This is a genomic window from Microcystis sp. M_QC_C_20170808_M3Col (genome assembly GCF_007095505.1).
Taxonomy (GTDB): Bacteria; Cyanobacteriota; Cyanobacteriia; order Cyanobacteriales; family Microcystaceae; genus Microcystis.
This window is the reverse complement of record NZ_SFBY01000310.1, coordinates 1-20,698: the sequence shown is the minus strand read 5'-3', so window position 1 is coordinate 20,698 and position 20,698 is coordinate 1. Positions and strand designations below refer to the sequence as shown.

The following is a 20,698-nucleotide window of genomic DNA, read 5'->3' as shown; positions in this document are numbered from 1 at the left end:
CCTTCTATAGTTTTTTGTTCCATAGCATGGTGTTTTGAGTTACGTTTTAATCTTGGTGTAGCCAGGAAAGTAGGCAAAAAACTAAACCCAATCAACTGATGGAATAAGTATCCAAAAATGCTAATGCGGTGATGATTTTAATGTTTCTAAATGGGTTCAGGACTAACAAGTCTTCATCCCCGGTAATAAGAGATTCAGCCAAAAAAGTAGCAGATTATGACACAGGCAATCCTTACTCAAATCTTGAATCAGCTTGAGACTCTTGAGCTAAAAGAACTTCAGCAGCTTAATCAGAAGATTCAACAGTATCTTATGGATAAAGAAGAAGCTGACAAACAAGCGGTATTTCATCAATCTCTTCTTGATGCCGGATTAGTGAAGCAGATTAAGCGTCCTTCATCTCAACCGATAACTGAGCGACGATTGATTGAAATCGAGGGCAAACCTATTTCAGAAACGATTATTGAGGAACGCCGTTAAATGGCACTTTATTTCTTAGATAGTAGTGCCTTGGTCAAGCGTTATATCAGCGAAACTGGTTCAGTGTGGGTATTGGGATTATTTGCTGCTGCTTTCAATAATGAAATATTTATTGCCGCAATCGCCAAGGTAGAAATTGTGGCTGCTATTACGCGACGATCCCGCACTGGAAGTATTAGCGTTACGGATGCAACAGCAATAGTTCATCAGTTGAGAAAGGATTCGCTTAAAGATTATCAAGTCATCGAAATTACCGAAAGTATAATTAATTCAGGAATGGTATTAGCGGAAACTTATGGTTTAAGAGGTTATGACGCAATCCAGTTAGCAGCAGGTCGTGCTGTTAATATACTTTGTCTAGCCAGTGGTTTACCCCCTATAACTTTTGTTTCGGCAGATAATGAGTTGAATGTCGCTGTGATCAGTGAGGGATTGCTGATGGAAAATCCTAATAATCATCCATCTTAAATAAGCGATAAGCTGTGAAATCAGAAATTTTTATAGTTTAGGAAGAGAGCAAAAAATAATCGCCTTCAAGGGAGTAAATGAAGGAGGTTATGATATTATTCCAATAGGAAGGGATAGATAGGGTTATAGCCATGAGTATTGATATCTCCGATGAAATTCTCAGTGCCACACGCATGACTGAAGCTGAGATGAGGCAGGAAATTGCGGTCATGCTCTTTCAAAAAGAGAAGCTCACCCTTGCTCAAGCGAGTCGATTTGCCCGAATGAATCGTATTGCTTTTCAACACCTACTGGCAAGTCGTCAAATTCCAGTACACTACGATGTCGAAGATTTTGAACAGGATATTAAGAACTTGCGGGAGATGGGTAGATTGTGATTATTGTCAGTGATACATCGCCTATCAACAATCTTGCAGCTATTAATCAACTTTATCTACTACAACAACTTTACGAAATAGTTTTTATTCCCGAAGCAGTTTATCGAGAATTAACTGAGCCTGATTTTCCGGTAGCAGGTTCAATAGAAGTCCAAACCTTAGATTGGATTCAAACTCGAACCGTAACTAACCGCACAGTCATTGAATTTCTTGCTGATGAACTTGATAGGGGAGAAGCTGAGGCTATTGCTTTGGCACTTGAGTTAAGAGCAGATCAAGTTTTGATTGATGAGCGTCGTGGTCGTAGAATTGCTACTAGACTTAATCTTCGATACACAGGAATTCTGGGCATTTTGGTTGAGGCTAAAAATCGAGGGTTAATCTCTGAGGTGAAACCCTTGCTAGACGCTTTGATCAATCAAGCAGGATTTTGGGTTGCTGCACCTTTATACAGCAGTGTTTTACAGATTGTTGATGAAGGAAAAAATAATCCCCTTCAAGGGAGTAAATGAAGGGGCATTTATGGTATTTTTAGAAGCAATTTAGCCTACTTTTGTGGTTTCTTTTTCGGTGGATTTAGATGATTTTATTTGGCGCTTGAGAGTTGAGGCTGCTCCTAGTGTGCCGAGGGCGAGGAGGCTGAGGGTTGAAGATGGCTCTGGGATTAGTACTCCATCATGTTCAGCCTGGATACCTAAAGTTATACTAGAAGGAGTTTGAGATGAATAGTTTAACCATGCTGAATCGCCACCAATGGGAATCCATCCAGTAGGAGAGTTTGGATCAAAAGTAAAATCTGATGTTGCAAAGTAAATTCCTTGAACACCTGAAATTTGACCGTTAATAATGTTAATTCCCAGTTCATCAAGCGTCTGTCCAATTGACCAATTACCATTCAGGAAACCGTTAGGATTGCTCGACAAATATAAATCCAGATTGACCTCTGTATAAATCGTTGTATCAGGAGCATTAAAAGGGGCTATATCCGGTATCCTCCATGAAATATTAGGTAAGTCTAAAAGAGGTTGAAACTCCCAAGTACTTTGTTGTTTAATATTTCCTCCATAGACTTTTGATTTGCCGTTAGAATCTGTAATTACTTGCTGCCAATCCGTAATTGTTCTATCGTTAGGTTGCCGGAAAGTAACAGGTTTGGGTTGACCTGTTGGATTGATTATGAAATCTGCCAAATAATCCCTATGACAATCAACTGGCTGACCAGGCGTATATCTTCCCTCTGTCCAGCAAAAGAATATACTACCACCAGGGGGAACAGTATCCTTAATATCAGCAAAACTAGACTGAGGAAAAGCTACTAAGGTAGTTAATGCAGTTGAAGTTGTAGCTAGTACAACAAATAAAGGCCTTAATGACATAAAGTAATCTCTAAATAAAGAATAGTAGGTAATCGCCCCCCTCGCAGCTAGGTCAAGCAACAGCGCAACCCAACCCCAAAGGCAGACAACAAAACCATACACATTCCCCCCCCACAACTGTATTCTAAGCTACAGTTTAATAAATCTTTATATTCCTTTCTTAATCCCGATAAAGAAACCGCAGAACCAAGTCGGTTGTGAACAGCCCACCGCTTTTACCATTTTTGGTTAGTATCTGGATGTGGTATTATTCGAGGTGTGTTCGGATTATCTGATACGATCAAGGTCTATGACAACTTACTATGAAATCCTCCGCCAAATAGAGAATCTTCCCCTTACGGATAGGTTGCGACTTTTAGAGGATTTAAAAACTATCATCAAGCCGACCCTAGCGCCAAAAGATGACGATGAGATCATTCCAGCCGAAGAACTTGCTGAAAGCCAAGCAGCATGGCAAGATTATTTATCTGGTCGAGATACTGGAATCACTTCAACAGAATTAAAATACAAACTATTTGGAGATAAACTTGGCTGATTATATTCTACTTAGACAAGCAGAACGCTACTTAGAAAGAATGCCAAAAAATGACCAAATTCGTATTCTTGAAGCTTTGGATACTTTGATTTCGGATTCTACAAAATTAGATATTAAACCCCTTTACGGAAGAGATGAACTAAGATTGCGAGTGGGTAAGTATCGAGTGTTGTTTTTTGAAGATAGAGATAACAATCTATACGTCATTACAACTATTAAACCTCGCGGCGATGTCTATAAATAATACCAGAACTCTTTTCTAGACTGCTGTTTCTCCTTTCGCCATAAAACAGTGATTCACAGAGGAAGGAGTTTCAGGTGTTTTCCCCTGTTTTACTCCTGCTCGGGCGACCTATCCGCTTCCGGGAGGGATTGTGGTGCGGTATGTCGGATTTGCTGCTTAATTATTGGGAATTAATCAAATCTTGCGGATGAACGATGGTAATATTGGGAATAGGGATAAAGTCATCAGGATTAAAGGTTAATAAATGGGTAATGTTAGAAGCTTTCATGACAGCAAGAAGCCTAATATCATGGGTGCGTTTTCCTTTAATGTTGTAGATGGTGACTAATTGAAACCAAAGGGGAAAAATATCCGGGGTTTCTGCAATTAATGTAAAGTTATCTAATAAATCATTGACATAATTTGTAGCTTGTGCTGGAGTCGAACCTAAACCATTAACATCAAGGGGTCGGGTTGCAACTACCCAAAATTCAATTAAAACTTGAGGAATAATAACACATTCATTAGCTGTTTCAACGATTTGAGTAATTACATTATTAGCAAGAGAATAAGTTGCTGAAGACGTATCAGCCGCCCGAAGCAAAATGTTAGTATCCAGTAAATATTGAGTCATTAGTCTTCATACATAGTGTCACGGTGTAAAGCTTCATCAGGTAAATTCGCACTTGTTTTAGGAAGTTTAGCGATTACTTTCTGCCATTTTTGAGCTTTTTCCTGGGGAGTGAGACTATAATCTGGGGAAGGGAGGGAAATTTTTGAGGTGAGAGATTCGGTGAAGGATAACACTTCTTGTTGTTTTTCTAAGGGAAGTTTTCTTAGGTTTTTAATGATAACTTGTTCAATGTTCATTTGACTTAGACTAATAGGCAACCATATCAATCATATCTCATGCCGCAATTTCTCTATATTTAATAAATCTTTACATTCCTCTCCCTAACTAGGGATGCACCTGGGACAATTGAGATATTTCCTCTTTGCGAACTATAATCCCAAAATTAGTAGTGAAAAAATTCAACCAAGCGATCAGCCACTAACATTGCCATTTGTTCGTCGAGATGGCTAACTTGGGCGACGATTCTGGTTTTGTCAATCGCTCTAATTTGGTCTAAGGCAATACTGCCTTGCACATTTTTTTGATCAATCGGGATTCTGGTTGGGTATTTTTTAACCGTACTGGTGATTGGAGCAATAACTTAGGTAGATTTTTGGTTTCTGTAGTTAACCCCAAGGGCGATTGAACACAACAATACACATTATCACATCCGCAACAGTATCAAAAGCTACAATTTAACAAGATCGCTCTACTTTCAAGCAGAAAATGTACCTAGTGGTGAGTCAATTTTTTCTTAGAAGCGACCTGCAGTAAGGATTTTGTCAATTTTTTAGTATTTCTGTCTGGGGGAAGTGCAGATATAGTATAAAAAAATTATAAAAAAGGCGAAATCAGGGAAAATAAGGCTTTTATCTGCCAATAAATCTGGCAGAGACAAGCAAGCCGCCAAGGGAGAAGTTAAAGCGAAAATCGGCTCATAGCAAAGGTTTCGGCGGTAAATCTCCTGAGAATTGCTGAGGCTGATGAGCGAAATCAAGGAATGATTAACTTTCGTTAACCTGAAGATGAGAAATAATCATAATGTTTTATATTGTCAAAGGTGTCATAGTTTCCTATGCTTTTTTTAGGTTGATAATTTTGCCTGACTCGTCAAATTTTTACCAACCGGCCCTAGAAAATAAAAATAGTGGATGAAAACGGTCACGATCGAGATAAAATTCAGGATGGTCTTACCCACCTTGCCACGATCCCGACTGCCACCAAAGCTAGAGCAGGAAAAGTAACAAGGAAAGAATTTGACTGAAACAAAGTTGATAACGCTAACGAAATTAATAGTTTAGTTTGGCTTGACAAGCGAGGAACAAAAAAATGCCAATTGCAGTAGGAATGATTGAAACTCTAGGATTTCCCGCCGTTGTGGAAGCGGCCGATGCCATGGTCAAGGCCGCCAGGGTGACTCTAGTGGGTTACGAAAAAATCGGTAGTGGTCGCGTCACTGTCATTGTCCGGGGAGACGTTTCAGAAGTGCAAGCTTCTGTGGCCGCTGGAGTGGAAAACGCCAACCGGGTTAACGGAGGACAAGTGCTATCTACCCATATCATCGCTCGTCCCCACGAAAACCTCGAATACGTGCTGCCCATTCGCTACACCGAAGAAGTAGAGCAATTCCGCAGCTATTAAACACCGTTGATCGGGGTCAGCATCTATAGAGTCGAAGAAAGCCAACCATTAGGAGACAAAAATATTATGTCAATTGCAGTGGGCATGGTGGAAACCTTGGGTTTCCCGGCCGTCGTCGAGGCGGCTGATGCCATGGTGAAAGCCGCCCGCGTAACCCTAGTAGGTTACGAAAAAATTGGTAGTGGTCGCGTCACCGTCATCGTCCGGGGGGACGTTTCGGAAGTACAGGCTTCCGTATCGGCGGGGACAGAAGCGGCATCTAATCGTGTTAAAGGTGGTCAAGTCCTCTCGACCCACATCATCGCCCGTCCCCACGAAAACCTCGAATACGTTCTTCCCATCCGTTATACAGAAGCCGTGGAACAGTTTCGTGAAAGTGTTAACCCGCAACCTTTAAGACGAATCTAGAGCGCAACTAACTTTTAGTGTAAACAAATTCCATGCAAATTGCCAAAGTTTGCGGCACCGTCGTTAGCTCCCTGAAACCGCGCAGTATGACGGGAGTGAAACTTCTGCTTTTGCAATTCATCGACGCGCAAGGGCAACTTTTGCCTAAATACGAAGTAGCGGGTGATATTGTCGGAGCAGGGATTAATGAATGGGTGCTAGTGTCCCGGGGAGGAGCCGCCCGTATCGAAGACGGACAGAACAATCGCCCCCTTGACGCGATGGTGGTGGGGATTATTGACACGATAACCGTAGAAAATCGCACCCTCTACAGCAAGAGAGACGAATTTCGCCAATCTGGTTAAACATCGATAGGACCCAAACACAGTTAATTAACAACCAGCCAGCCAAATTCAGTATGGAGGAAGACTAACTATGGTCGTCCGCACAACGGCGGCTAGTCCGAAAAAGCGGACCAAATCCCCAGAGGAAACGCACATAGACGAGAGTGCCAAAGTGCACACCTTCTCTAACCTCAGTGGCGCTATCGAGATCGGGGCGCGAGTGGTGATTGCTCCGGGGACTTCCATCCGCGCCGATGAAGGAACCCCCTTTCACATTGGCGACGACAGCAAAATTCAGGACGGAGCAATCATCCACGGTTTAGAAAAAAGCCGTGTGGTGGGAGATGACGGCCGAGAATATTCGGTGTGGATCGGCCGGGGCAGCTGCATCACCCACATGGCACTCATTCACGGGCCTGCCTATGTGGGCGATCGCTGTTTTATCGGTTTTCGCTCCACCGTCTTTAACGCCCGCATCGGGGCTGATTGCATCGTCATGATGCACGCCCTCGTTCAAGACGTGGAAATCCCCGCCGGGAAATTCGTGCCATCCGGTTCCGTGATCACCAGCCAACAACAGGCTGATCGCTTACCCGATGTCACAGAGATCGATCGAGCCTTCACCCGTCACATTGTCGATATCGACCTCGCCCCCAGCGTCCCGGTCAAAGCCCAAGGACCAGCGACTCCGCCACCGGCAGCCGCTATAAACATCGCTAATGAGACGCTATATAGAAATTCGGTGACACCTATGAGTTTAAATACAAACATTCGAGCGCAGGTTCGCTCCCTCCTCTCCCAAGGCTACAAGATCGGCATCGAATACGCTGACAAACGCCGCTTTAAAACCAGTTCTTGGTTAAGTGCCGGCTTTATCGACGGCGGCCGCGAAGAACAGGTATCCCAATCCCTAGAAGCCTCCCTGAGAGACCTGCAAGGCGAATACGTCCGCCTGATCGGAGTCGATCCCGCCGCTAAACGGCGCATACTGGAAATGATTATCCAACGCCCCGAAGACACCCCGGGAGAACCGGCCCGCACCACCACCGCCGTCCACGGCGGTCATGGCAACGGTAACGGCAATTCAGACCTGTCCGTACAAGTGCGTTCCCTGCTCGCCCAAGGGCTGAAAATCGCCACTGAACACGCGGATAAACGCCGTTTTAAAACCAGTTCTTGGTTAACTGGACCGGCGATCGAAACCAAGAGCGAAGCGGGCATCATTCGCGATATTGAAGCGATCGTGACTGAAAATAGCGATGAGTACGTCCGCCTGATCGGGATCGACCCGCAAGCGAAAAAACGCGTCGTCGAAATGATTATTCACCGCCCCGGCAGCGCCCCCGCTAGTAACGGCAGCGGCAAAGCCAGCAGCTACAGCACCCCCGCCAGTAACGGAGCCAGTTATAGCAGCAGTGGTAGCTTAAGTGGGGAAACGATCGCTCAAATTCGTTCCCTGCTCGCCCAAGGCTACAAAATCGGCACCGAACACGCGGATAAACGCCGGTTTAAAACCAGTTCTTGGCAGAGTTGCGCCCCGATCGAAAGTAATCGCGAATCCGATGTAATTACTGCTTTGGAAGATTGTTTACGGGAACATAGCGGCGAATATGTCCGCTTACTCGGTATCGATGCTAAAGCCAAAAAACGGGTTTTAGAAACGGTAATCCAGCGCCCCGATGGTTCGGTGGCTAGTAATGGCAACGGTAAAACCGCCACCGTTGCTGAACCGAGTTTCAAAAGCTATGCTGCCGGTTCCTCCGGCGGCGGTACTGCCACTTTAACCAGTACCTTAACGGCGGAAACGATCGCTCAAATACGTTCTTTATTGAACCAAGGTCACAAAATTGGCAGTGAACACGCGGATAAACGTCGTTTTAAAACCAGTTCTTGGCAAAGCTGCACCCCGATCGATAGCAGTCGCGAATCCGATGTGGTGGCCGCTTTAGAAACCTGTCTGCGCGACCATCAAGGGGAATACGTCCGTCTGATCGGGATTGACTCCCAAGCGAAACGCCGTGTTCTCGAATCGATTATTCAACGCCCTTAATTTCAGGACTCGGCGATCGGTGAAGGGAGATAGGTGTTAGGTGTTGGCGGATCGGGAAAAATCCCCGAAACTCTAACCCCTACCCCCTAACCCCTGATCACTGATCACTGATAACTGATCACTGTCAATTATGTCCTTACCCCCCGTTCAACCTATTAGCCGCTCGGAATTCTATGTCAATGGTGATGTAACCATTGATGAGAGTGCGATCGTGGCTCCGGGGGTGATTCTCCGAGCAGCCCCCAATAGCCAAATAATTATCGGTGCGGGTGCTTGCCTGGGTATGGGAACGATTTTAACCGCCTATCAGGGTGTTATTGCTATCGGTGCGGGAGCAATTTTAGGTACAGGAGTTCTAATAGTCGGTCAGGGTGAAATCGGTGAGAATGCCTGTATTGGGTCAACCACAACGATTTTTAATGCTTCTGTGGCAGCGATGTCGATCGTGCCGTCCGGTTCCCTGATCGGAGATACTTCCCGTCAAATTACCATCGAGGTGTCAGCGACCCCATCGGAACCGGAAAGACCCCCTCTACCGGAACCGCAACCCGTAGTCAGTCAAGTGTCCCCAGTGCCGTCAGTGGAGGAAGCGGTGGCCGAAACCGTGGTCAGTCCTTGGGATAGCGAGGAAATGGTCGCCGAGGCCAGTCCTCCAGAAACCAGAGAACAAGCATCTACTACTAACCGACCGAATCAAGCATCTGTGGTGGGAAAGGTCTATATCAATCAGTTATTGGTCACGCTATTTCCAGAACGTCATCGTTTTAATGGCAACAATAACCATAATTCTTGAAGGGGAAAATAATCGTTCACAAGCCAAAAATCTCAACAATAATTACTGAGTAATTAGACCTAATTTATCTAGAGTTCACTGCTGTCTAACTGTCCTCTAGGTACTGGGTATAATTGCTTATAAATCCAGTTAATATTTAGCGATTGCCGACAATTTTTTGAGGTTGTAATTATTGATAATCTTCCTCAATTAAAGAGTAGTTTTAATCGCTCAAAGCCTGATGAGCAGAAGTTTCTGCGTGTCAATCAGGTAAATTTTTGTTGATTTTTTTGTGTTTTTGTAGAGATTATCAAAGTTAGATGACGACAGATTAAAGAAACTAATCCCCCCGAGAAAAAAAAACAATCAAAATTTTAGAGATAGGGAAAAAAAATGATCAGAATAGGATAAAGTTCGTGTTAAGATGATCAGTTGAAAAAAACATTAGTGAAAATTGCTCCCTAACTTCGCTCTTGGCAGCAGGGGAAAGGAGCTTAAGAAAAATCTATGTCGGTTGACGGCGAGATTTTACAGGTGCGACTAATCATGCAGTTTATGGAGGAATAATCCCAATGGTGCAAGCCAAATCCAAAGGTTTCCAGGCCGGCGTAAAAGACTACCGCCTGACCTACTACACCCCCGACTACACCCCCAAAGATACCGATCTACTAGCTTGCTTCCGGGTGACACCCCAACCCGGAGTTCCTCCTGAAGAAGCAGGTGCGGCAGTAGCGGCGGAATCTTCCACAGGTACCTGGACCACCGTTTGGACCGATAACTTAACCGACCTCGATCGCTATAAAGGTCGTTGTTATGATATCGAACCCGTACCCAACGAAGATAACCAATTCTTCTGTTTCGTTGCCTATCCTTTAGATCTATTTGAAGAAGGTTCCGTCACCAACATCCTCACCTCGATCGTTGGTAACGTTTTCGGTTTCAAAGCTCTACGCGGTCTCCGTTTAGAAGATATCCGTTTCCCCGTCGCTTTAATCAAAACCTTCCAAGGTCCTCCCCACGGTATCACCGTTGAACGGGACAAATTAAACAAATACGGTCGCCCCCTACTCGGTTGCACCATCAAACCCAAACTCGGCCTTTCCGCTAAAAACTACGGTCGTGCCGTTTATGAATGTCTCCGCGGTGGTTTAGACTTCACCAAAGACGACGAAAATATTAACTCTCAACCCTTCATGCGTTGGCGCGATCGTTTCCTCTTCGTCCAGGAGGCGATCGTTAAATCCCAAGCAGAAACCAACGAAGTTAAAGGACATTACTTAAACGTAACCGCTCCTACCTGCGAGCAGATGATGCAACGGGCTGAATTCGCTGCCGAAATCAAAACCCCGATCATCATGCACGACTACCTCACCGGTGGTTTCACCGCTAACACCACCCTGGCGAAATTCTGCCGCGACAAAGGGTTACTGCTCCACATTCACCGGGCAATGCACGCGGTTATCGACCGTCAGAAAAATCATGGTATCCACTTCCGCGTTTTAGCTAAGTGCTTACGTCTCTCTGGTGGTGATCACCTCCACTCTGGAACCGTTGTTGGTAAACTCGAAGGTGAACGCGGAATCACGATGGGTTTTGTTGACCTGATGCGTGAAGACTATGTAGAAGAAGATCGCGCTCGTGGTATTTTCTTCACCCAAGACTACGCTTCCTTACCCGGGGTAATGCCCGTTGCTTCTGGTGGTATCCACGTTTGGCATATGCCCGCGCTGGTGGAAATCTTCGGTGACGATTCCTGCTTACAGTTCGGTGGTGGAACCCTCGGCCACCCCTGGGGTAACGCACCGGGTGCAACCGCTAACCGTGTGGCTCTGGAAGCTTGTATCCAAGCTCGTAACGAAGGTCGCTCCTTGGCCCGCGAAGGTAACGACGTGATCCGGGAAGCTTGCCGTTGGAGTCCTGAACTGGCTGCCGCTTGCGAACTCTGGAAAGAAATCAAATTCGAGTTCGAGGCTATGGATACCCTTTAATACAGCCATTCAGAAGGTTGTTAGCAGTTATCGGTGGAAAATAATGCCGGGGACTTGCCCAAAATCGGCAAGCAGTGGTTAGAATTTCAACACTGATAACTGCCTAGCCAATAACTGAAAACTGTATAAAATGTATCCGAAAAAAGTTGTTCAAGATACCGCGAAAGTCTTACAAAGTTACCTAACTTACCAAGCGGTTCGCACGATTATCGATCAATTGTCAGAAACTAATCCGACTTTAGCTATTTGGCTGAGTCACTATACTTCTAGCCATTCCATTCAGGATGGCGAGGCCTATATTGCGGGGTTAATGACTGAGAATAAAGAGTTAGTTTTGCGGATCATGACGGTAAGAGAACATTTAGCCGAACAGGTTTTAGAGTTCTTGCCAGAGATGGTAAAAACGGGAATTATTAATGACAATACCGAACATCGTCGGCAACTTTTGGAACGTCTCACCCGTACTGCTATAAGTCAACCAGAGACATCGGAATTAAATCTCGATGTTGATGATCTACCCAACCCATAAGGAATCAAGAAACCCATGAAAACTTTACCTAAAGAGAAGCGTTACGAAACCCTCTCCTACTTACCCCCCCTCACCGATCAACAAATTGCTAAACAAATTCAATACATGATCGATCAGGGTTATATTCCTGCTGTGGAATTTGAAAAAGATCCCAAACCCGCGGATTATCATTGGACGATGTGGAAACTGCCTTTATTCTCTGTTTCTAGTCCCCAAGAAGTTCTTAATGAAGTTCGCGAGTGCCGCACTGAATATTCTGATTGCTACATCCGCGTTATCGCTTTTGATAACATCAAACAATGTCAAACCATGAGCTTTATTGTTCATAAACCCAATGCTGGCCGCTACTAATTTGGCTGTCATCTAATTATTAACTATTGAGGGGGGTTCTTAGACCTCCCTTTTTTTTATTTGTCCGGTACAGAAATCGTTTTTTGGATAAGCGGAGGAGCTAGAAACCCAGCGAGGCGATCGATGGTTAGGGATGCGGTTCACTGTCATTTTCTCGGTCAGTCAACCCGTCTTCAATTAATTGGGTTACATATTGTTGGCTGAAAAAGTCAGAATATAAAAGTTACTATGTAAAGGGTAAATTTATCCCAAAAAGTAATTAGTGGCATTTTCGACAAAAAGATATAGTTAAACCTGTCTAGGCAAAAGAAAAGATTAACAAATAAAAAAAAATGAGACTTGTTTAAGTTTGAGGTGTATCACAGTCTCACGGCATAATATTAATTTACAGTTTACCTCAGCTGCTTTAGAAGGTCTAGAGTTAGTACAATAATATTATTAAGATTGAATAAATTTTAAACAGGCGACTTTAATATAACTTGTGGAGAGAACCTTTAGATAATCGGAGACACATTTGGCTTGTTGGGCGAGTCTCTGAGTGTAAACTTGAGCCATGACATGAGATGATGATAGCTGAAAAACAACTTAAAAGGCTATTTCAAGCCTTCAAAGAGCGTGACGATGTTGCTTTTTACAGAGCGGCGGAATCTCTTATTGCCGATGAATTAGCCGCTAATCATCATGCTCTTGCTCAAGAGCTACAGCAAGTTTTAGGAAAGCAACCGTTGAAACAGATTCCACAGAATGGATTAAGATTACTCCCTAAAGATCGTCGCAGTGGCGAGGATTTAGTTATACTTGAAGAAAGCTCTATAGATTCAACTCAAATTGTCTTTAATCAAGAAACTAAAGCTAAAATAGAGAGAGTCTTAGATGAGCATCGTCAACGACAAAAATTAGCTAAGTATGGATACTTACCAAAGACTAAACTTCTTTTCTGGGGGCCTCCGGGGTGTGGTAAAACGTTTACCGCAAAATATTTGGCGTATGAACTTGGGCTTCCAGTAGGTTTATTAAGATTAAGTGCTGTTATTTCTAGTTTTTTAGGAGATACTGCTTCTCATCTCCAGCGTGTTTTTAATTTAGCTAACACAACTCCAATGGTACTGCTTTTAGATGAAGTTGACGCAGTGGGCAAGAATCGAGATGATCCTAATGATGTAGGGGAACTCAAACGAGTTGTCAATAGTTTACTGCAAGCTACGGAATGCGATAAATACACGGCAATTTTAATATTTGAGGATGAAATTAAACCCTTAAAAATTAAGGAAAAATTTGAACCCAATATAATAAAGTTTTTTGATATTCCTGTTCCTGAGTGTTTAGCAGAAACATCACAAACAGGAGTAAAACGATTAACCGTTACCGTGGTTTATGCTCCTGAAGTTCAACGATCGGGACTAGAAAATTATTTGGGAACAACGCTAAAATGGCGAATGTTTAGAGGAGACGTGGCTCAAGAAGAAGTTATCAAGTCCATGTCAGCAGAGGAAGAAAGTAATGATGAGGAGACTGTAGAAAATCCCAAAGAATTAAAATTTGAACCTAGTATCACTCTACGTTCTAGAGGAACAGTTCAACATGGAATCTGCGAATGGAAAAAACACAAATCTGAATATAGCCAACAGTGCTACACATTAGCTATTGCTGCATACGAAAAATGGGGTCGTCAAAATCCTAATCCTGTACCTTATGCAGTAGTTGTACGTCTTGAAGATACTACACAAACAGCAGATGTTTATGTGAAAGTTCAGGATATCATGGCAAAACTTGAAGTTCAAGCTAGAAGTAATATTTAAAAACGCTATATCTAAGACTTCATAGCTAATAAAGTCAATAAAAAGCGGGTATTATCATAAGTGATCTATTTATTTAGGATTGCTATAGCTGGACTTCCCCGTTGACAAAAGACCATAACCCGTGCCGTATCTGAATGTGCCGTTACTGGGTACAAATCAAGGAAACCCCTAATAAATCTAACGCCTTTTGTTGCCGAGGAGAATTACGATTAGGGAATTTTCCCCTAAACTTTCCCCACTTGTTTATAGCGTTTCCCAATCTCATGAGGTACACCAAAATCTCAACTCCTGACGACCGGCTCCTCAAAACCTAAGACTCTGTACCTCACAACTATGGAAATTGCTATATTAAAAAATATTATAATAAACATGGGTACATACAGAAAAGTTAATGGGTGTATCCATTGATGGATAAGGGTTTTTGGTTATTATAGTATATATGTATGAAGTATCGTCGCAATAATAGCGGTGCTTTGCTATAGCTAACGCTACTGAGAGGAACTATTTCTTTTCAAGGCAATTGCTAATTGTCTCAGTCGTTCACTAACTTCTAAATTAAATTCTTGAGATTTCAAATTAGCGGGTAATTCTGCTACAAGCTGAGGATTCTCTTTATACCATTCGTTTTGAGCGACACCTGCCCATGTTCCTTCTTTTTCTCGAAAAATATCCACTAATCCTCTTAATTCTTGAATACAGTAGGACTCAAATCCTGCGGCTTCAAAAATACCATTGCGTAGATATTCTTCAAAAGCGTTAATATCATTAGTTACTTCAAAGGTAACAACCTCTCTGGGTGGGGTTAATTGGTCGGCTAAATCGATAACTGTATCTACCGTCATTCCGATAAAGTTTTTGGCAATTTCTGTTACACCTAACACCTGTTGACGAAGACTAGGATTAAAGAGTAAATCAGAACCATATTTAACGTATTTTTTTAAGACCCTAAAAGCCGGTTCATCTCCTTGATAATAGTTATCAATCAGTTCCACATCAGCCCCCAATAATTTGACAATTTGGCTGCGGGTATCACTGTTAACAGGACCGCGAATTAATGCTTCAGCAACGGGACGAGCAAATCTTAAAAATAACACTGATAAACTATTTTCTAAGCGAGTTAAAAACTCCTGTTCTGAATAACCAATAAGTCGTTCTTTTACTTGAGAACTTCCCCATAATAAAGAGGACATATAATCGACTAATTTTAAGGCTTCATCTTTTAATTCTGCCGCTAATTGTCGAGCAAGCGCAGCCAAAAATGTTCTAACATCCCCATACAAGTCATCCCGCCAAGCATAATTAGCTCTTACCTTGTCGAAGTCTGGAAAAGAATTTGCGTCAAAAATAATTTCTTTTTTTCTTAAAGTTTCTTGTCTTAATTTTGCCATTTCACTGGCTAAAAGTTGGCCATAGCGGTCTTTGAATTTTTCGATACTACTGGAAGATTCGTTATTAACTTTTTCTAAGGGTTTGTTAATGACAGATGTTTCATAAAAATTTTGTAAATCAGCTTTTATCTGTTCCCATTTTCTATGCCACCATTCTGAAAAATCAATTCTTCTTCTTTCTTCTTCAAAGCGTTGTGCTTCCTCAGGATTTTCGGGAAATCTTTGACTGACAAGATGATGAATGTCCTCTGAGGTGCTGACAATTTTATCAATGGAAGCTTCACAGCGTTTCTTGAGAATTGCCACTCGCTCAGTATTAATATAATTAAAGATTTTTTCTTTAATTTCAGGGATTCCTGTAGCTTGAGTTTTTAACATTTCATCATCTATAATTCCAGTTAAAGTTTTTAATTTATCTTGAATATTGCTGGCTTGTCCGATTTCTAATTGAGTATGTTCTTCCGCTAGATTATTTAAGATTAAATAAGCTCCTGCTGAACCAGAAACAATGCGATTAACAGGTAAATTAGCGCGTTTTAACCAATCCTGAGAGGCTTCTGTAATATGAGTTTTAAGGGCTTCTGGGCTACCGAGAGAGTCAATATGACTTAAAAAGACAAATAATTTATCAGCAATGGTGACATTCTTATCACCTTGTTCGGTAAATTTAATAATTTCTAATTCGGCTTCTCTAATACTGCGAAAACGCTGAATTACGATGACTGCATCACAGTCGGATAACATTTGTTGGGCTTCATCAACGTGCTTGGCTAACCCAGAATCTGAACCCGGAACATCATAAAAGACGATTCCTTCTGCTTGAGCGAGTTTATTAGTATAAAGTCGGGCTTCTAGGACTGCATGGGCGTATTTTTCATCGGCAACGTATTTTTTTAGTTGTTCTCGGATGTCTTCGAGTCGAGTAAAAGGAATAACTAAATTACCTTCCTTTCTGACTTGTTGTAGGGTGATTTCGTTTTCTCTAATGGTTTTTAAGTCTTCTTTTGCGCCAACGGTTTCTAATTCTTTGAGGAGATGAATAAATTGTTCTTGGGTGCGGGTTTGCACTTCTAATCTTTGTTCAGATTCGCTTTTAACGGAATAAATTTGCGTGGTGGTAAAGGTACATCTTCCTCCTTTGGCAGGAAGTAAATCACATTCTAACCAGGCGTTAATAAAGGTACTTTTTCCTGCCTTTTCTAAGCCAACAACAGCGATACGAAATTCTCTTTTTCTCAGTCTTTCGAGTTGACGGTTAGCAGGTATTGCCTCTTGCATGAGGATTTCTGTTAATTGAGAGGGAACTTCAGCTTGGGGAAGTTTGGCTAAGTCAACAGCAAAATGTTGGATATTTAAGACATCACTGAGACGGGTTTCATAGTAGGATGAGGCAGATTTCCAATCCATTAAATTAACTCCTTAAATACGGTTGAATGATTTGAGAACAGACGCATCTCTCAAGCGACCTAGCTGTATAATTTTACCCTCTGTATCCTTAGGTATATCCCTTTTAATAACATATTTAGTTTCTGCACCAATAATATCTTGTCCATTGGGTATGTCAATCCTAATATAAAATTTAAGTTGGCTGTCTTGTAAAATTTCTTGATTAATAACATCTATCATTTGTTGTTCAGCTTCCTCTGTTCTAATACATAAAAACTCTGGGGCAGATTCAATTAGTTCAATGATTTTCTCTCTATTTATCCGCTTTCCTACAGTTAAGCCATAAACTGCTGATGCAGGAACAGCTAGACAAATCGCTGTAGGAATGGGTTGGCTAGGAAGTACAGGATGAATTGTGTTTTGTTTGCGGGAATCCCCTAACAATTTTTGAGTAAAATATGTTCCGATTAAGATAACAGCAGCGAGTACAATTAATTCCATTTTGTCCTTATCATTATCTACTGATTTACGAAGTGGTCTGGAGACATTTTTAACGAGTTCTCCCCCCATTTTAAGGATAGAGAATTCTTTAACAGGTTTTTGTTTATTGATAGAAATTGTATATATAATATCATCAGATAAATCTAAATCTTCATCTAAAGAAGCCTTTTTTTTAATATCATATTCTTGACAAAGTTCCTGGGCTTGGCTTTTATTATCTAAAATCAAATAAATGACAGAGCTTAAAGTACCTACTTCCTGACTTTTAATGTGAGGAAAAACTTGTTCAAAAATTTGCTGATATCTGGTTTCAAAGTATTCAACTACCACTGGAATCAGCCTCCTTTTCAAAATTTCCTAGTCGAGAAAATTCCTCTTCTAATCTTTTCGCTCTTTGTTGCATAGGTTGCCACACATTTTGCTGTTTTTCATAATCAAAAGTAATCTCCTGTCTAGCTTTTTCTAGTCTATCTCGATACTGATCAAGAATATCATTTTGAGTTTTATCTACACTTTTTTTTAAATCGTCAATTTGTGCTAATAGCCATTCTATTACTTGTTTTAACATCTCAGGTTCAACTTCTTTTAACTGTTTTTTCCAGTCGGCTAAAATTTGTCCTATACTTGGAATTTTTGCATTTTCACTGGATCGTTTTTCCTTTTTGGGAACTATCCATAACCAATGTTTCCAAGTTCTGCATTTTTCGGTATATTGTTCTTCTTTAATTTCAAAGTCCGAATCAAGCCTAACAAAATCAAATTTTAGATCATTTGTAACTTTGTTTAACTCGGATTCTGGAAATCTAATCACAATATCAGGAGCGCGTTCATTAGAACCTTTTTCTAAATAAGCAAGATGACAGATGAATAATTCATTTACTGCTTCATACATTCGCTGAATCTCTTGGGTAGAAATTTTATCCAACACTTGCGCTATAATCAGACTAAGATGAATAGACAGTTCGTTAAGTTCATAATTTTTTTGCTTAAGATTCTCTTTTTCTTCCTGAGTTTTTGTAACTACATTTTGTCCATTTTTGGCGAAATAATGACTATAGCCCAGTTGGATTAATCTTCTCAGATTACGCTCTAGCAAGTTAACATTAGCAATGCTGGCTTTTCTAAAATTAGGATGGTCTAGCGTAACTATGCCATTTTCTAAAGATTCTGCAACTGCTTCTAAAATCTGGTCAACTCCTCTCCCCAGAGCATTTCTCCAATCATAGAGAGGGACTAATTTTTCTTCAATTTCATTATAAGGTTCAGTAAATTGAAGATCGGTAATAGCTTCTGTTAATATAGAAAGGGGATCATCTTCTGTTTGTTGGTTTAAATACTCCTCACAGTTTTGTTTAATTTTTTCAAAAGGCTTTCGTAAATTAGCATCACTCACTTGAAGAAATTGATCTAAGGAAGATTTAATCCATGAGATTTTTTCGATTTCCTGTTGATAATTTTCTTCCGAACTGTTAAGAATTGCCGTGGTAGTTTGTACTGCCCATTGTGCAATACTATTTCCCGCCGCTACATTAAATTTTTCTAGAGCTTGGGGAATAACTAATTTAGGAAAATGTTCTGCTATGTGCTTGCTTAGTTTGTCTTCAAATTCTTCTGCATAGGATTGTTTGAATAACTCTTTAGCAATTTGTTCTTGTTGAGAGATAGTCCATTGTTTAGGATCAAGACTTAAGTTTCCTCGCTTCATCATTTCCTTAATTAAAACTTGAAAGTTATCTATGGCTTGCTCATAGGGTTTTAAGACTTTCTCAAGTCTAGTTTGATCATGCTCTGACCAATTTTCTTCTCTCTTAGGTAATTCCTCTAGCAGTTCCTGAAGCAATTTTTTATTATCCTGAATTTGTAAAGCTAATAAGGCTGGCCATGTACTCAGTTTTACAATTCTCAAATTTTCAATATCTTTTGTATATTCTCTTAAATTCTCGATCAGTTTTTCCTTAATGTTTTCAGTCGTTTCTTCAATAAACTCACCTTCACTTTCTTGCCAATCATCATCTGATCTGAATATATCAATTCGATTTAAAATAAATAGCATTCGTGCAGGAGAGCCTCCTAAATCTTTAACTTGATTAACAACTTCTGATAACAAATTATCAACTTTGTAAGGATCTGTTTCTGCGCTGTTATATGTTACTAAACATAAAGCTTCACGACATTGTTTTATAATCCCAAGATTTCCCTCATCTCCTACATAAGAGAACCCAGGTAAATCTAATAACTTAACTCTAACCCCTTTAGGCAATTCTAAGAAACTTTCATCTTTAACCAGTCTAAAAGGATAATAAATAATAGATCGAGGATAAGCTAAATCAGGTTGTTTTTTTCTGGCTTTAATATAAGCCTTCATTAACTGTTTTAAGCGACTATAAATATCTTCATCGCTAATCTTTTCCCATTTCCCGCATTCCCACAATGCTCCAGGTGTTTCTTCAATAATTAAAGTCTTTTCTTCGCTATACTCAATGGTAACTGTTCCTGCACTCATTTCTCGCTGTGCCATCGGTACAATATCAGCACCACACAGGAGATTAACTAAGGTACTCTTACCACTGCTCGTCGTGCCAGTCGTCGCTAAAATCAGGGTAGGATGGCGCAATTCATTGATTAACACTTCTAAAGCTTTCTCTAGGTTACTAGAAAGTTCGTGTATTTCACCATGATAGGATTCAGGCAAATGCTGAATAATCTCCGTTTTGAAGTCACCCCAATAACCCGCTAGAAGGTTAGCTTTATTTTCCACTGCTTGGAAAACTTCGTAAGATTTTTGACCCATAATACTCTATCGCTGACAGAATAAGCCGATTCAAGAATAAGCCACAACTTCATTATAACGATAATTTTCTTTCTTGCCTTTAATTCTCGTGTTCTAAACTGGTAAAAAATCAAAATCTATAATTTCTGCAAAGGTATAAGGACAAACTTGCGGAAACGTATCCAAAGATAAACCAGTTTTTTTGCTCACCGATCGCTTGGCTTTATTATAAATTATATCTAGCCTAGAAGCCCCATAATTGTAGAGGGTTTTTGACTGGAATAAAATTTCTAGTTCTAGACGGAAATTATCGATTTCATCGGCCCATCCCCGGCCACAATTACCTTTTTCAATCAGCCAATACTGATACATTAATAAATGTTTAACGGTTTGAATTAGATAGCTTTCCACTTGGTTTCTTTGTTCTCTCCCCCAATCTTCTATCTCCGTTAAAAGATGTTCCCAATCTAAATTTTTCATCTCCCCGCTTCGAATTTGTTCGGTGGTTCGCTCAATCCACAAAACAAAGTCCTGATCATAAAGCTGTTTTAATTCTTCCCACTGCATAGATTTTTGAGATTGAGCCGCGCTTTTATTATTAATCATCGGAAATTTTGGGTCTGAAACCCCGCCGTTCTAGGTTGGCTTTACGTTAGAATTAAAAGGCCAGTCTCGAAAACCAAGTGGACGGCGCAGCACCTTGAAAACTCGGCTTAGGGG

At 41.1% G+C, this 20,698-nt stretch carries 23 protein-coding genes; 15 read left to right on the top strand and 8 right to left on the bottom strand.

What is annotated here, in order from left to right:
* The first annotated feature begins 216 nt into the window (after positions 1 to 216).
* The 4 genes from EWV84_RS14100 to EWV84_RS14085 all read left to right on the top strand — a co-directional run bounded on the left by EWV84_RS14100 (position 217) and on the right by EWV84_RS14085 (position 1,837).
* Positions 217 to 480 carry a hypothetical protein gene (locus EWV84_RS14100; protein ID WP_287078478.1) on the top strand — a complete coding sequence of 88 codons (264 nt, stop codon included), beginning with the start codon at positions 217 to 219 and terminating at the stop codon, positions 478 to 480.
* The gene (locus EWV84_RS14095; RefSeq protein WP_287078477.1) at positions 481 to 948 is read left to right on the top strand and encodes a type II toxin-antitoxin system VapC family toxin; all 468 of its coding nucleotides are present in this window, start codon (positions 481 to 483) and stop codon (positions 946 to 948) included.
* A 131-nt stretch (positions 949 to 1,079) separates the two neighbouring features.
* The gene (locus EWV84_RS14090; protein ID WP_002751850.1) at positions 1,080 to 1,325 is read left to right on the top strand and encodes a UPF0175 family protein; all 246 of its coding nucleotides are present in this window, start codon (positions 1,080 to 1,082) and stop codon (positions 1,323 to 1,325) included.
* The gene (locus EWV84_RS14085; RefSeq protein WP_287078475.1) at positions 1,322 to 1,837 is read left to right on the top strand and encodes a PIN domain-containing protein; all 516 of its coding nucleotides are present in this window, start codon (positions 1,322 to 1,324) and stop codon (positions 1,835 to 1,837) included. The genes EWV84_RS14090 and EWV84_RS14085 overlap by 4 nt, the downstream gene beginning before the upstream one ends.
* Before the next feature lie 30 nt (positions 1,838 to 1,867).
* On the opposite strand, the gene EWV84_RS14080 is transcribed toward EWV84_RS14085, so the two are convergent.
* Positions 1,868 to 2,803 carry a PEP-CTERM sorting domain-containing protein gene (locus EWV84_RS14080; protein WP_287078474.1) on the bottom strand — a complete coding sequence of 312 codons (936 nt, stop codon included), beginning with the start codon at positions 2,801 to 2,803 and terminating at the stop codon, positions 1,868 to 1,870.
* Between the two features lie 187 nt (positions 2,804 to 2,990).
* Between EWV84_RS14080 and EWV84_RS14075 the strand changes: the two genes are divergently transcribed.
* Both EWV84_RS14075 and EWV84_RS14070 read left to right on the top strand, forming a co-directional pair.
* The gene (locus EWV84_RS14075; protein ID WP_158198478.1) at positions 2,991 to 3,236 is read left to right on the top strand and encodes a hypothetical protein; all 246 of its coding nucleotides are present in this window, start codon (positions 2,991 to 2,993) and stop codon (positions 3,234 to 3,236) included.
* Positions 3,237 to 3,276: 40 nt separating this feature from the next.
* Positions 3,277 to 3,480 carry a type II toxin-antitoxin system RelE family toxin gene (locus EWV84_RS14070; RefSeq protein WP_416361014.1) on the top strand — a complete coding sequence of 68 codons (204 nt, stop codon included), beginning with the start codon at positions 3,277 to 3,279 and terminating at the stop codon, positions 3,478 to 3,480.
* Positions 3,481 to 3,640: 160 nt separating this feature from the next.
* Here the strand turns inward: EWV84_RS14070 and EWV84_RS14065 are convergent, their stop codons facing one another.
* The 3 genes from EWV84_RS14065 to EWV84_RS14055 form a co-directional block, all read right to left on the bottom strand.
* Positions 3,641 to 4,093, bottom strand: coding sequence for a type II toxin-antitoxin system VapC family toxin (locus EWV84_RS14065; RefSeq protein WP_287078472.1), 453 nt, complete (start codon positions 4,091 to 4,093; stop codon positions 3,641 to 3,643).
* The gene (locus EWV84_RS14060; RefSeq protein ID WP_286823690.1) at positions 4,093 to 4,329 is read right to left on the bottom strand and encodes a hypothetical protein; all 237 of its coding nucleotides are present in this window, start codon (positions 4,327 to 4,329) and stop codon (positions 4,093 to 4,095) included. Before EWV84_RS14060 ends, EWV84_RS14065 begins: the two co-directional genes overlap by 1 nt.
* A 146-nt stretch (positions 4,330 to 4,475) precedes the next feature.
* A complete protein-coding gene (locus EWV84_RS14055) occupies positions 4,476 to 4,661 on the bottom strand; it encodes a type II toxin-antitoxin system PemK/MazF family toxin (RefSeq protein ID WP_287078515.1) in 186 nt (61 codons plus the stop codon).
* Between the two features lie 740 nt (positions 4,662 to 5,401).
* On the opposite strand from EWV84_RS14055, the gene EWV84_RS14050 reads away from it, so the two are divergent.
* The 9 genes from EWV84_RS14050 (at position 5,402) to EWV84_RS14010 (ending at position 13,933) form a co-directional block, all read left to right on the top strand.
* The gene (locus EWV84_RS14050; protein ID WP_002734613.1) at positions 5,402 to 5,713 is read left to right on the top strand and encodes a carbon dioxide-concentrating mechanism protein CcmK; all 312 of its coding nucleotides are present in this window, start codon (positions 5,402 to 5,404) and stop codon (positions 5,711 to 5,713) included.
* A 66-nt stretch (positions 5,714 to 5,779) separates the two neighbouring features.
* Positions 5,780 to 6,121, top strand: a complete 342-nt coding sequence (locus EWV84_RS14045; RefSeq protein ID WP_002733426.1) for a carbon dioxide-concentrating mechanism protein CcmK — start codon at positions 5,780 to 5,782, stop codon at positions 6,119 to 6,121.
* Between the two features lie 32 nt (positions 6,122 to 6,153).
* Positions 6,154 to 6,465: a beta-carboxysome shell vertex protein CcmL gene (gene ccmL / locus EWV84_RS14040; protein ID WP_002759323.1), complete on the top strand. Its 312-nt coding sequence runs from the start codon at positions 6,154 to 6,156 to the stop codon at positions 6,463 to 6,465.
* Between the two features lie 70 nt (positions 6,466 to 6,535).
* Positions 6,536 to 8,494: a RuBisCO small subunit-like domain-containing protein gene (locus EWV84_RS14035; RefSeq protein WP_287078471.1), complete on the top strand. Its 1,959-nt coding sequence runs from the start codon at positions 6,536 to 6,538 to the stop codon at positions 8,492 to 8,494.
* Between the two features lie 130 nt (positions 8,495 to 8,624).
* On the top strand, positions 8,625 to 9,287 hold the full coding sequence (gene ccmN / locus EWV84_RS14030) for a beta-carboxysome scaffolding protein CcmN (protein WP_287078470.1): 663 nt from the start codon (positions 8,625 to 8,627) through the stop codon (positions 9,285 to 9,287).
* A 551-nt stretch (positions 9,288 to 9,838) separates the two neighbouring features.
* Complete coding sequence (locus tag EWV84_RS14025; RefSeq protein ID WP_002753365.1) at positions 9,839 to 11,254, top strand: form I ribulose bisphosphate carboxylase large subunit; 1,416 nt, start codon at positions 9,839 to 9,841, stop codon at positions 11,252 to 11,254.
* Positions 11,255 to 11,384: 130 nt separating this feature from the next.
* Positions 11,385 to 11,783: a RuBisCO chaperone RbcX gene (gene rcbX / locus EWV84_RS14020; RefSeq protein WP_002732424.1), complete on the top strand. Its 399-nt coding sequence runs from the start codon at positions 11,385 to 11,387 to the stop codon at positions 11,781 to 11,783.
* Positions 11,784 to 11,798: 15 nt separating this feature from the next.
* A complete protein-coding gene (locus EWV84_RS14015; RefSeq protein WP_286823697.1) occupies positions 11,799 to 12,134 on the top strand; it encodes a ribulose bisphosphate carboxylase small subunit in 336 nt (111 codons plus the stop codon).
* A gap of 563 nt (positions 12,135 to 12,697) precedes the next feature.
* On the top strand, positions 12,698 to 13,933 hold the full coding sequence (locus EWV84_RS14010) for an AAA family ATPase (protein ID WP_287078468.1): 1,236 nt from the start codon (positions 12,698 to 12,700) through the stop codon (positions 13,931 to 13,933).
* Between the two features lie 488 nt (positions 13,934 to 14,421).
* Here the strand turns inward: EWV84_RS14010 and EWV84_RS14005 are convergent, their stop codons facing one another.
* From EWV84_RS14005 to EWV84_RS13990, 4 genes are all read right to left on the bottom strand, one after another.
* Positions 14,422 to 16,728, bottom strand: coding sequence for a dynamin family protein (locus tag EWV84_RS14005; protein WP_287078467.1), 2,307 nt, complete (start codon positions 16,726 to 16,728; stop codon positions 14,422 to 14,424).
* Positions 16,729 to 16,740: 12 nt separating this feature from the next.
* The gene (locus EWV84_RS14000; RefSeq protein ID WP_286823701.1) at positions 16,741 to 17,538 is read right to left on the bottom strand and encodes a hypothetical protein; all 798 of its coding nucleotides are present in this window, start codon (positions 17,536 to 17,538) and stop codon (positions 16,741 to 16,743) included.
* The gene (locus tag EWV84_RS13995) at positions 17,528 to 19,999 is read right to left on the bottom strand and encodes a dynamin family protein (protein WP_287078466.1); all 2,472 of its coding nucleotides are present in this window, start codon (positions 19,997 to 19,999) and stop codon (positions 17,528 to 17,530) included. Before EWV84_RS13995 ends, EWV84_RS14000 begins: the two co-directional genes overlap by 11 nt.
* A gap of 93 nt (positions 20,000 to 20,092) precedes the next feature.
* The gene (locus EWV84_RS13990; RefSeq protein ID WP_287078464.1) at positions 20,093 to 20,584 is read right to left on the bottom strand and encodes a DUF29 domain-containing protein; all 492 of its coding nucleotides are present in this window, start codon (positions 20,582 to 20,584) and stop codon (positions 20,093 to 20,095) included.
* Positions 20,585 to 20,698 lie beyond the last annotated feature (114 nt).